A 12,645-nucleotide genomic window follows, 5' to 3' on the forward strand; every position below is an offset into this window, starting at 1 on the left:
CCTTATGACACAGCGGCCGGACGCAAGGCTTGAGCCAGAGTCCGCCACCGGGTTCCGGCGGCGATGACCGCGACGAGCAAGATGCCGCCGCGGACGATGTCGAAGACGTAGGGCGAGGCTCCGGAGAACACCAGCCCGGTCTGAGCGGTAGTGAGGACGAGGGCGCCCAAGACGGTGCCGGTGATGCTGCCCCGCCCGCCGAACAGACTGGTTCCGCCGAGCACCACCGCTGTGATCACCGTGAGCTCGTAGCCGTCACCGATGGACGGCTGGACGGCTCCCAGCCGGGCGGTCTGGGTGAGCGAGGCGAGCGCCGCCAGCACGCCCGCGAGCGCGTATGCGCCGATCGTCACCGCCCGCACGGGCAGCCCGGCGTTGAGGGCCGCGGCCCGGTTGGAGCCGACAGCCTGGAGGTACCGGCCGAAAACGGTCCGGCCGAACACCAGCACTCCGCCCAGCGCGGTCGCGGCGGCGAGCAGGACCGGAGCGGGTACGCCGAGGAGGCTGCTGGTGCCGATCCCCCGCAGGTGCGCGGGAAGATCGATGTTCTGCTGGCCGGTGATGTGGCCGCCGGCGCCCCGGAAGACCTGCATCGAGGCGAGGGTGACGATGAGGGCGGGAACCCTGGTCAGCGCGACCGCCACCCCGTTGACCAGGCCCATCAGCAGCCCGGTCGCGGCGATGGCGGCGAACACCACGCCGGCGGGGGCCGAGGCGAGCGCCCAGCTGGACTCGATCGCAGCCGCCAGAAACAGCATCGACCCGACGGACAGGTCGATCCCTGCGGTCATGATCACAAAGGTGGCCCCGACGGCCGCGATGATCAACGGGCTCGCCTGGATGGCGATGTTGCGGAAGTTCGCCACGGTGCCGAACTCGCCATAGAGGCCAGACAGGGCGAGCACCAGGACCAGCCACACGGGCAGAAGCGGCTGCCGACGCAGGGCACGTGCACACCATTGGGAGGCGGATCTCATCGGATGCCTCCCGTCGCCAGGCGGATGACGGCCTCCTGGGTCGCACGTCGTCGGTCGAGGATCCCGGCCAGCCGACCGTCGTGCATGACGCCGACGCGATGAGCCAGCCCGAGCACTTCCTCCATTTCGGAACTGATCAGCAGCACAGCCGTTCCGGCGCGCGCGAGATCGGCCAGGAGCCGGTAAATCTCGGCCTTGGCACCGACGTCGATGCCACGAGTGGGCTCGTCCAAGATGATCAGCCGCGGTTGTCCGCTGAGCCATTTGGCCAGCACGACCTTCTGCTGGTTGCCGCCGCTCAGTGATCCGCCGTCCACCTCCTGCCCACTGCGGGCCGTCAGGGCCACTGCAGTCGCAAGGTCCTTGGTGAGACGGCTTTCGGCCGCATGGTCGAGCCACCCGAGCGGCCGGCAGACCGAGCCGAGGCCGACGATCGAGAGGCTCTCGCGGATCGGCCGTTCCAGGAACAAGCCCTCGTTCCGCCGGTCCTCGGTGACGAAGGCGATTCCCGCGGCGATTGAAGCGCGGACGTCGCCGCGCCGCAGCGGCTGTCCGGCCACCTCGATCCGCCCGATCTTGCCCGCGAGCCCGAAGATCGCCCGGGCCACCTCGGTACGGCCCGATCCCATCAGCCCGGCCAGACCGAAGATCTCGCCCTCGGCGACGTCGAACGAGACTCCCTCGACCCGCGCACCGTCGCCCAGATCACGAACCGACAGCGCGATCTCCTGCCGCGGCTTCGTGGTCTCGGGGTATCCCTGGGCGAGCTCGCGCCCCACCATGAGCGCCTCGAGCGTGGAGCGGTCGAGCTCGCCGGCCGGCCGGTCGGCAACCAGCCGCCCGTCCCGCATGACTACGATCCGCCGGCTGAGCCTGAAGATCTCTTCGAGATAGTGGGTGATGTAGAGGACCGCCACCCCGTCGTCACGCAACTGCTCGACAATCCGCATGATCATCTCGCGTTCGTCGAGATTGAGCGAGGCGGTCGGTTCGTCGAAAACGATGGCCCGGGGCTCGGTGGCCAGCGCCTTGGCAATCTCTACCAGCTGACGCCGTCCAGCGGAGAGTTCGCGCACGACGGCATCAGGCCCGAATCCGGCGCCGACCCGCCGTAGCAGGACAGAAGCGGTGCGCCGCAAGGCCGCGGGCCGAACCGTGCCCACACGGGACGACCTGAGATGGCCGATGAGAATGTTCTCGGCGACCGTCAAGTCCGGAAAAAGGCTGGTCTCCTGATGCACCGTGGCCACGTTTCCCGCGTCACCGAAATCGACGTGACCGGAGTCAGGCCGCAGAATTCCGCCGATGATGTTCTTGATCGTGGACTTTCCAGCCCCGTTCTCCCCGGCCAGAGCAACGACCTCGCCGCCCCGGACCGTGAACGAGACGCCATCCACCGCTACGACACCACCGAACGATTTCGACAGCCCGGTCACCGTGATCGCGGTCACTCGACATGCCACCTTCGGCACACGGCGATAGGCATGGGGCCTCCTCAAATTTCTTCGACGCCGCTCATACGGCAGTGATGCGCAATTCCCGAACGATCTGTCTGGCTGCGGGAATGTTGCGAACCTATGGCCCGAGGTGCACAGTGTGAAGCGCATGTTCCGGCAGGCACCGATCCGTTAATCGAATCAGCGTGTTGCGGGCAGACCTAGTCGACCTTGGCGACGGGCCCCTCGCCGCTTCTGCGCCCCCGGTGCGAAACCGCCCACGCCCGCGACCAAAAGAACGGCCGCCGCCTGCGCAAAGCCGCCGACCGGCAGCCCGTCGCCCCGCAACGCCCCGGGAGACGGTCAGACCTCGGCGCCGGAGGATCGTGACGCGGGCTCAAGCTGGAGGACGATTCCAGAGGACCGCCCGGTCCGCCCCTTGCCGGTTGAACTCCAACCTGTCCTGGATCAGGGGATGAGTCGGCCGCGCCACGAGGTTGGCCGGGCCTACCGGACCATGCGGTCGATCACTTCCTTGGTCGACGGGACCCAATGGGCGAGGAACCGATAATTGATGATCGCCGCCTGGTAGCCGTCACCCCAGTCTGGGTGCCGGGGGCCGGCGGTGGCGTCCTTGACGACCGCGACCTGGAAGCCCTGTTCGAGGAATTCGCGCAGGTGGGATTCGACGCACAGGTTCGCGAGCATGCCGCCGAGGATGACCTTGCCGATCCCGCGTTTGCGCATCTGCAGGACCAGATCGTTGGTCTGCGGCCCGAACACCTTGTGCGGCGCGGCGACGATCGTCACGCCGTCGTCGATGTACGGCTTGAACCGATCCAGCCAGTCGGCGCCGGAGTCCGCGAAACCGGTCAGATCCAGCGGTCCGCTCCGGGCGAACGTGCGGGTCCGGAGTTCCTCCGCCTCCAGAGGACCGTTGAACAGCCAGCCGTTGTCGGTGGGATAGAAGTAGTGAGGGGATATGAACACCTCATAGCCCTCTTGCTTCGCAGCCCGGAAGATCCGCTCCATGTTCTCGACCGTGCCGTTCTCAGTGACGCTTGCGCCGACCGCCGCCCAGCTCGTCCCGGTCTCGCTCAGCACGTCGTTCTGCGGGTCGATGAACACGACTCCGGTGTCGCTTCGCTGGATTTCCATTGCATCGTCGCCCCCTTTGCCGTTCGCGGAGGCAGCGGGCTCGGCTTCGCGGGCCCGACCCCTATACGCACGGCTATAGCCGTCACGTACCCGCTTACGGCCGGTTGGCAACAGCCACTGCCGCCAAAGCGAGGCCGGGTGCCCCCAGCAGGTGACGCCTCGATCGGCGGATGTCGGGGTGGCCCGGCGGACAACACCGGATGTTAACGGTCACCCGACGGCCGGATGATGCGTGCGTCAAGTGCCTGCTCCTTTCGACCCCACCCAGAGGAGACCTGTCCATGCGACCTCCGCGCCGGTTATCACGCTGGCGGCTGGTGCTGATCGGGCTCGCGACCGTGCTCACCGCGACCACGTTGGTCAGCGTCCCGGCGAGCGCCGACGGCCCGATCATCCGTCCGACCACCCCGCCCGTTCGGCCGACCCTGTTACCGCCCCCGCCGACTTTCTTTCCGACTCCTCCGCCGACTTTCCCGCCGATCCCTCCGTCCGACCCCACACCCAATCCGCAGCCGACGTGTCCGCCCGACTGTGCGCCGCCGCGCACGCTCAAGATCGCAGGGGCGGGCGACAGTTACACCAGTGGTGAAGGCGCGACCCATGACCACAAGTACCTGACATTCCCGGACGGCTCCGAGGACTTCCGGCATCAGAGCGGCTACGCCCCGCTCCCCCTGGCGTGGGACTACCTGCAGTCGGGCCGCTATCCAACCGGCCAGTACACGGTCCAGCCCGATGAGATCAGCACCACCTGGGGCACCGGCAACAGCGACCGCTTCATCTTCAACGCGTCCTCGGGCGCCAAGGTGAGCCACCTGACGGACGTGCAGTTCGAAGACGAGGACCACACCGACATCCATGAGGTGCGGAACGTGCGTCAACTCGCGGGCGTACCCAGGGACCTCGACATCTTCTACTTCGGGCTCGGCGGCAACGACGCCGACTTCGGGCCGCTGATGAAGATGGTGCTGATAGGCCACTACTCCACCGTGGGCACCGACACCTACATAAGCAGACGCAAATCTCAGGCGCGCCTCGTCCACTACAAGGTGCAGCAGCTGATCGGGAACATGCCGCAGGTCTCGGCCAACGTCGAGCAGGGCCTGGTGAACGTGAAGGACGCCACAGACAACGCGGAGATCGTCGTGGCGCTTTACCCGCTGCCCGTCAAGCCGTCAGGCAACACCGATCACAAGCAGATCGGCGGCCTGGCCATGGACGAGATCTATCCGTTCGCCGTCGCGTTGAACCAGGCGATCAAGGACGCGGTCGACCGGTTCCGTACGAGATTCCCGCAGAGAAAGGTGCACGTGTTCGACCCGAACACCGCGGGGCCGAACGGCACCAGCGTGGTGGCCGGCCACGAGCTCGGCCAACCGGATTCGTACTTCAACGGAGTGATTTCCCGGACCGAGCTCTTGGCGCGAGGCAAGATCTTCAACGCGCTTCAGGAGAGCTTCCACCCCAACGAGCTCGGCTCCGTGGCGATCGGGCGGGCGCTGGCGACCTGGATGGCCGGCGAGTTCCCGGCCTTCTTCCCGAACGGACCCGACTTCAACAGGGTCATCACCAACCCGCAGGCCGCCGCCGACGACCCGGAGGCCGACCAGGAGCTTGAGGAATGGGTACGCGCCAACCCCGGCAAGCTCTGCGACGGAGACTCCATCGACAGCATCTGCCACTTCATAGGCCCGGACGGTGACGTGACGATCCCGCTTGAGGTGTTGCTGAACCCGATCCGGCTGAAGCCGATTCCGGGAGCTCCGACGGTCGGCGGCTCCGGGGGTGGCGGGTCGAGCGGCGGGCCGGCACCGTCGTCCTGGATTCCGGCCACCTACAGCAGCGCGCCGTCCGGCGTCCCGGCTGGCGGCATCAGCAACACCCCCACGGGGGATCCCTGCGATCTCCTCGTGAAAGCGGAGCCCGGCCTGCAGGTGGCGGTCTCCTCGTCCACGCTGAGCGGCGGTGGCCTGCAAGCACCCATGGATCTCACCTGGGTCCACTTCCTGACAACCGATCGGGCCGACCCGTGTCAGAAGGGCGAGAAGATCGACCCGGAGAAGCTCCGGGAGCAAGCAGAGGCGTGGTTGAACGGCGGTCCGCTGCCGGAATGACCGGCACCGGACGCCGCCGTTGATCGCAACCGCCGGGCGGGCGCGCACCGCCCGGCGGCCCTGGATCACCGGCAGCACCGACGGGGCTCACTCGGCGGGCGGGAGACCGTCCGGGCTGGTCAGCCGCCGGGTGAGCGCCACCCGGGAGCGCACGTCGTATTTGTTGAAGATGCGGGCGACGTGGGTCTCCACCGTCTTCTGGCTGACCTGGAGGCGCTCGGCCACCTCCCGGTTGGTCAGCCCTTGGCTGACCAGTTCGGCCACCTGGCGTTCCCGCGCCGTCAGCACCGGCGGCCCGGCGGTGCTCCGTGCCGCGTGCCGGGGACCCTGCGCGGCCAGCCGGCGCTCCACCCTGGCCAGTTGGCCGGCGAGCCAGTCCGCGCCCGACTCCCTGTAGGCGGCCTTGGCCCGGGCGATCTCGGCGCGGCACTGCGCCACGTCCCCCATGCGGCCGTGGATGTCGGCGAGCAACTGGTGCACCAAGCCGCGTTCGGCGGTGGCGCCGCTCTCGGCGAACCGCTCGGTGGCGATCCAGGCCGCCCCCACGGCGCCGCCCAGGTCGCCGCGGTGGTACAACGCGCGGGCGCGGGCGTCGTAGGCGGTGCCAAGGCGATAGGCCGGGCCGCCGGCGGCCGCTGCGACCGCCGCGGCCGATCGGGTGAGCGCGGTACCGACGTCGCCGTCGGCACCGGCGTGGATCGACTGCACCGCCAGCCGTTCCACCTCGGTGTCGCGGGACAGGGCCGGGGGCAGCGGCGGCGCGTGACCCGCCCCGGCACGGCCGGCGGCGAGCCGGACCCGCACCACGGACACATGCGCCATCGCCAGCCACCAGGGCGAACCCGGAGCGGCGTCGGCGAGCCGGTCGGCGAGCGCCATGGCGGGGCGCACGCCGTGCCGCCACAGCACCGGCAACAGCATGACGCACCGGGCCATCGCCAGGGTCTCGCTGCTCTGGATGTACTCGGAGGCCGCGGCGGCGTGCTCCGCGACGTCGATGGCCTCCGCCAGCCGGCCCGTCCGGGCCTTGTGGTGGGCCTGGGCGATCAGCAGGTACGGCATGTCGTTGCTGCGGCCGTACATCGTCGCCAGGTCGATGCCCCGGGCCAGGTGGCGCTCCGCGTCGTCGAGCCGCTGGAGACAGGTCTCGCCCCAGGAGAGCGGCGCGACGAGTTCCACGTGCGTCGCGAGGGCGGTGTCCGGCGCGCTGTCCATCAGCCACCCGGCTCGCCTGCTGTGCGAACGCGCCGCCGCGACGTCGCCGTCCTGCAGGCAGGCCAGGGCCAGCAGGGCGTACGCGGCGGCGCTGAGCGTCGGGTCGGCCGTCTTCGACAGGATCTCGATGGCTTCGAGCGCATGCCGGCGCGCGCCGCCGGGGTCCGCCCGCAACACGGCCACGGCGGCCAGTTCCAGCAGGAGCGGGGCCCGCGCCCGCAGGTCCTGCCCGGCCCGGCGGGCCTGCGCACTCAACAGGGCCCGTGCCTCGTCGAGCCTGCCGAGCAGCCGCGAGATCACGGAGGAGAAGGCCACCGCCTCGGTGGCCACGTCGTACGGCAGGTGGATGACGTCGTGCAGGATGCGCCGGCCCTCGGTCAGCGAACTCACCGCGGTGCCCCGCGCCAGCCAGGTGAGCAGGTGGCCGCGATACGGCACGAGGTCCTCGCGTTCCGGCAGCACCCGCAGGGCGTCATGCAGCAACCGCACCGCGGTCGCCGGGGCCGAGCCCACGTACGCGATGCCCGCGTCGCCCAGCGTCCTGGCGGCCTCCTCGTCACCGTGCTCGGCGCACCGCTCGGTGTGGTGGGCCAGCAACGCCAGCGACCCGTCGTTGCGGCGCAGGTAGCCGGCGACCCGGGCATGGGCGGAGATGCGCCAGCCAGGCCCGCACGTGTCGTACGCGGCGGCGCGTACCAGTGGGTGGCGGAACACGAACCGGGCGCCCGTCAGCGCGCCGAGCCCCTGCCGGCAGAGCTCGTCCACGGCGGCGGCGGCGGCCGTCGCGCCGTCGAGTTCCGCGACGTGGGAGATGACGACGAGTGAGGCCAGCTCGCCGGCGACCGCCGCCGCGTGGGCCGCACGCCGGCCGGTCGGGGTGAGCCGGTCCAGCTCCCGGCGCAGCACCGCCAGCAACGTCTGCTCGAGGGCGAGCGCCGCCCCGGGCCGGCCGTCGGCCAGTTCCGTCAGTGTGTGGTCGTCGGCGTCCAGCAGCGACCGCAGGAACAGCGGGTTGCCGCCGCTGACCCGGTACATCAACCGTCGCCGGTGCGGGTCCACCCCGGGCGGGAGCAGCGCGGCCACCGCGTTCTCGTCGAGCGGGTGCAGGCTCAGCCGGGTGACGCGCGGATCCTGCCGGGCGAGGGCGTCGCCCACCACGGCCGGGATCATGGCCGACCGGCAGGCGATGGCCAGCACGAACCCGGCGGCCGGCGGCCGGTGGAGCAGGAACTCGGTCAGTTCGAGCGACGACGCGTCCGCCCAGTGCAGGTCGTCGAGCGCCAGCACGGCGCCGCGGTCGGCGGCCAGATGGGAGAGGAGCGCTCGGACGCCTCGATAGGTGTGGTACCGATCCAACCGGCCTCGAGTTGTGTCGCTCGTCTCGCCCGTCGTCAACAAGGTGCGCAGCGCCGCCTCGGCGAAATCACCGGGCCGGGTGCCGGTCGGCGCCGCACCCGGGGTGCCGTACTCGTCGGACAGGCGGGTGAAGGCGTCCACGTACATGCCGAACGGGACGAGGCTCTCGAACTCGGTGGCGCTGCCGGCGAGTACGGTACGCCTGGCGGCGTGCGCCCGTTCGGCCAGGTATTCCAGCAGCCGCGTCTTGCCCATGCCCGGCTCGCCGTCGATGAGGACCAGGCGGTGTTCGCCGGCCGCCGCGTCGGCGAGCGCCGCGTCGATGCGGGCGAGCTCGTCGCCCCGCCCGACCGGCTCGGGCCGGGACAGCCGGACAGATCCCGATCCCGCAGGCCCACCATCGGACATGGAGCCCCCCGGTTCGTCCGGCGGTCACACCGGCTGCCGGAGCGCAAGTCGGCGAGCACGCCAGGACCCAGTCGCACGGTCACGTCGCGATGATCATACAGATCGGGATCGGGGTTCATGGCGGCCGGGTCGCCCGCGGGAGCCGTCGTGCCCTCTATCCCGTCGGCGCGGGTTTGATGGCCAGGTTCGCGACGGTGGCGTGGTCTGCCTCGAGGCTGAAGACATGGGTGAAACTGAAGCTCGCCCGTTTCGTGTCCGAAGGCAGGTGCCCGGGGAACACGACCACCCCGTCGACCCGGACGCCGGGCGGGACGGCCGTGGGCCACCGGCTGCGGAACGGGTCACCGCTCAGTGTGGTGCCGTCCGCCGCACTGAGCTGGCTGTATCCGTAAACGGGAAGTGACAGCGACTCGGAACCCCTGTTGCGTGCGGACAGTTCGACCCGGGTGAAATGTGAGGTGACCAGGATCCGGCGAACGGTGAGAGTGAGGGATCCGGACGTGGTGGTCTTCTGTGCTCTGAGGACGTTGGTCCCCGTCTCGTCGCCGGTGACGTAGCCGCCGACATAACGCACGCCCAGGGCGACGGCGGCCGCGCCGCCTCCGCACAGCGCGATCACCAGCAGCACGGCGGCGAAGGCCGGCATTCCGCGCGACCGCTTCTGCGGGGAAGCAGGAGGCCAACGGATCTGATCGCTCGGCGCACTCGGCGGCGATCCGCCGTCCCCCTGCACGACCGTGATGACACCGGTGATCGCGACAAGCCCGACGACCAACCCGAGCCCGACGGGGTTCGTCCAGTCCTTACCGGCGAAGCTGATGGCCGCGTCGAGGGCGATGCCGACGACAGTGGCGATGATCGAGAAGAGGATCGCGCGGGCGAACCGCCCACCGCCTATCCGCCGCATGAGCACCACCATCTCGTGGTACGCCTGACTGCCAGGATGTCCAGGAAGGGCGTCCGCTCCGCTGCCGTAAGGCTTTCTTTCACGTCTCGGGCCCGAGTTCATGATCTCCGAGGCGGCCTCCTCACACAATGGGTCAATTCGCCAGAACGATCACCGTGATGGCTGAGGGCGCTATCGGGGCCGGGGCGATACCGGCCCAGAGGATCGCCGAACACGGGCCGGCCCCGCACAGGCCAATCTGCGTACGTCAGTCTCCGGCGAGCGCGGCGTGGACGGACGAGACCGCGCTCGCGCCGTCGCCGACAGCCGTGGCCACGCGTTTCGTCGAACCCGAGCGCAGGTCGCCGACCGCGAAGACCCGGGGTGCGCTCGTCTGGTACGGCAAGGCCGATCCGGCGGGCAGCCCGACGTCAGTGAGCACGAACCCGTCCTCGGCCTTGGCCACGCCGGTCAGCCAGCCCGACACCGGGTCGGCGCCGACGAAGCAGAACAGCGCACGGCTGGCCAGCCGTTCCGGCCGCTCGCCGGGCCGTTCGACGACGACCGACGTGAGGGTGCCGTCGCCGGCCAGTTCGCTGACCGTGCTGCCGGTGTGGACACGGATCCGGGAATGGGCCCGGATCCGGTCGGTCAGGTAGGACGACATGCGGGCCGCGAGGTCGTGGCCGCGGACGACCAGATCGACCGTCGCGCCGCGGGCGACGAGGGACAGGGCCGCCTGCCCGGCCGAGTTGGCGCCCCCGACGACGGTCACCGGCCGGCCCTCGTAGCCCCGGACGTCCGGCTCGGTCGCGGCGTACCGGATGCAGCCGGACCGCTCGAACACCGCCCATCCGGGGATGTCCAGACGCCGGTATCGGGCGCCGGTGGCAGCGATCACCGCGCGACACTCGACGCGGACCCCCTCTTCCAGGACGACGACCGGCCGCCGCTCGTCGGAGAGGTCGAGGCCCCTCACGACGCAGGGCGAGTGGATGCGTACACCGAACTTGAGAGCCTGGACCATGGCCAGGCGGGTCAGGTTCACGCCGCTGACCCCGTCCGGGAAGCCCAGGTAGTTCTCGATGCGGGCGCTCTTGGCGGCCTGGCCGCCGAGCCCGCTCCGGTCCAGCAGCACGGTGACCAGGCCCTCGGACGCCCCGTACACCGCGGCGGCCAGGCCAGCGGGACCGGCGCCGACGACGACGAGGTCGACCGGACCTCCGCCGTCCCGGTACGTGAGGCCGAGCGTCTGCGCGACCGTTCTCGGCGTCGCGCGCCGCACCACCGAACCGTTGGCGATGGCCGCCGGGAGGTCGGCCTCCGTCAGCCCGGCCGAGGTCATCAGGGAGCGCCCGGGGGGTGAGGTGGCGCTGCGCCAGGTGTGGGACAGCAGCATCTGCGTCACGTAGCGGCGTAGTTCCAGCGTCTCCGCGGAGTCCGGCCGGCCGACGATCTCCAGGGCGCCGCCCGCCGCCGCGCGGAAGACCTCGCGCCGCTCCTGGAACGCCGCGAGCAGCAGTCCGGCGATGTCGTCCTGCTCGGCGAGGGCCCGGCGCAGCCGCGTCGCCCCGATGCGGACGACCGTCCCAGCGGACGTCACCCGGGCGGTCAGGTAGACCTGCTGTCCGGTCAGAAGGTTGAGCTCGCCGAGGAAGTCTCCGGGGCCGCCCCGGTAGATCAGGCGTTCCGGCTCGATCGCCGTCGCGTCCCGGACGATGTCCACCGTCGCCGTCCGGAGCAGGAAGAAGTCATAGGAGTCGTCGCCGGAGGTGTACAGGTTCCGGCCGGCCCCGACGTGCTCCTCCTCGCCGTATCCGGCAAGGCGGCGGAACTGCTCGTCGTCGAGGACCGGTCCCCGCCGGGCCGGACGGTGGCGCTTCGGCCAGGCGACGGTCACGACGTACAGGAGCAAACCCGCCGACGTGAAGACGAAACCGGCCCAGACAGTGGACAAGGTGCCCCAGCCGGCCTCCAGGGTGACCGCGCCGCCGATCGCGCCGAGGGAGTTGGCCAGGTTGAGGGCGGCCAGGTTGAGCGCGCCCATCAGGGTCGGGGCGTCCGGCGCGAAGCCGGTCAGCCTGACCTGGATGGTGGGGATCGCGAACATCATGGTCGCGCCGACGCCGAACAGGCACGGCAGCAGGACCAGCAGATCGCCGCCCGCCACGCCGATCAGCACCAGCAGCGCCAGGACACCGCCGTACCCCCAGATCAGGCCCCGGTGCTTGTACCGGTCCGCGACGCGCCCGCCGAGGTGGTTGCCGACCGCCATGCCGAGGCCGAAGACGGCCAGGGCGACGGGGATGAGCGCGGCGTCCCGCCGCGCCGCGTCGGTGACGAAGGGGCCGATGAACGTGTAGACGGCGAAGATGCTGGAGATGCCGAGCGAGGCGACGGCGACCATCAGCCAGACGTTGATCCGGCGCAGGCCGTTCAGCTCGCTCCTGACGGGGCTGCCGTGCAGGTCGTCGGTACGGGGTAACCAGGCGACCAGTGCGACGCCGGCCAGCAGGCCGACGGCGACCACGGTCCAGTACATGACACGCCACCCGGCGTGCTGGCCGATGAAGGTGCCGACCGGCGACCCGGCGATGGTGGCGACGGTGAGTCCCCCCATCACGGTGGCGAACGCCTTGCCGCCCTTGCCCGGCCCGTAGACGTACGCGGCGACGACGGCACCGGCGCCGAAGAACGCCCCCTGGACGCTGCCTGCGACGAAGCGGAAGACGACAAGCAGTACGACGTTCGGCGCCAGCGCGGACAGCCCGTTGCCCACCAGGAAGAGCACGACCAGGCCGAGCAGCAGCGTGCGCCGGTTGACCCGGGCGGCGAGCAGAGTGATCAGCGGAGAACCGATCACCACCCCGAAGGCGTAGGTGGTGATCGCGTACGTGGCGACCGGGATCGACACGTCCAGGTCGGCGGCGAAGAGCTGGATGATGCCGTTGCTGCCGAACTCGCCGGTTCCGATCGCGAAGGTGCCCAGTGCCAGCGCGAACAGAGCGAGCCTGGGGTTGACGGCGGGCTTCTCGGCGGAGGTGTGCCGTTTCTCCTCGGCGGCGCACTGGCCTTCGTACGCGCGGACGAACATG

The 12,645-nt window shown here is 70.4% G+C and carries 7 protein-coding genes; 1 reads left to right on the plus strand and 6 read right to left on the minus strand.

The genetic code is table 11. The features are described 5' to 3' along the window. Nucleotides 1-2: 2 nt before the first annotated feature. The 3 genes from Psi02_RS35420 to Psi02_RS35430 all read right to left on the minus strand — a co-directional run bounded on the left by Psi02_RS35420 (nt 3) and on the right by Psi02_RS35430 (nt 3,571). A complete protein-coding gene (locus Psi02_RS35420) occupies nt 3-977 on the minus strand; it encodes an ABC transporter permease (RefSeq protein WP_203980235.1) in 975 nt (324 codons plus the stop codon). After that, entirely contained in the window at nt 974-2,428 is a 1,455-nt protein-coding gene (locus Psi02_RS35425) for a sugar ABC transporter ATP-binding protein (protein WP_203980236.1), read from the minus strand. The genes Psi02_RS35420 and Psi02_RS35425 overlap by 4 nt, the downstream gene beginning before the upstream one ends. A gap of 492 nt (nt 2,429-2,920) precedes the next feature. Further along, nucleotides 2,921-3,571: an isochorismatase family protein gene (locus Psi02_RS35430; RefSeq protein WP_203980237.1), complete on the minus strand. Its 651-nt coding sequence runs from the start codon at nt 3,569-3,571 to the stop codon at nt 2,921-2,923. 281 nt (nt 3,572-3,852) lie between these two features. On the opposite strand from Psi02_RS35430, the gene Psi02_RS35435 reads away from it, so the two are divergent. After that, nucleotides 3,853-5,685: an SGNH/GDSL hydrolase family protein gene (locus tag Psi02_RS35435; RefSeq protein ID WP_203980238.1), complete on the plus strand. Its 1,833-nt coding sequence runs from the start codon at nt 3,853-3,855 to the stop codon at nt 5,683-5,685. A gap of 87 nt (nt 5,686-5,772) precedes the next feature. Here Psi02_RS35435 and Psi02_RS35440 read toward each other — a convergent pair whose 3' ends face one another. The 3 genes from Psi02_RS35440 to Psi02_RS35450 form a co-directional block, all read right to left on the minus strand. Then, the gene (locus tag Psi02_RS35440) at nt 5,773-8,664 is read right to left on the minus strand and encodes a helix-turn-helix transcriptional regulator (protein WP_203980239.1); all 2,892 of its coding nucleotides are present in this window, start codon (nt 8,662-8,664) and stop codon (nt 5,773-5,775) included. A 154-nt stretch (nt 8,665-8,818) separates the two neighbouring features. After that, a complete protein-coding gene (locus tag Psi02_RS35445) occupies nt 8,819-9,571 on the minus strand; it encodes a hypothetical protein (RefSeq protein ID WP_203980240.1) in 753 nt (250 codons plus the stop codon). Between the two features lie 247 nt (nt 9,572-9,818). Beyond that, nucleotides 9,819-12,644, minus strand: coding sequence for an MFS transporter (locus Psi02_RS35450; RefSeq protein WP_203980241.1), 2,826 nt, complete (start codon nt 12,642-12,644; stop codon nt 9,819-9,821). Nucleotide 12,645: the final 1 nt, after the last annotated feature.

Origin of the sequence: Planotetraspora silvatica (genome assembly GCF_016863315.1) — a bacterium.
Lineage (GTDB): Bacteria > Actinomycetota > Actinomycetes > Streptosporangiales > Streptosporangiaceae > Planotetraspora > Planotetraspora silvatica.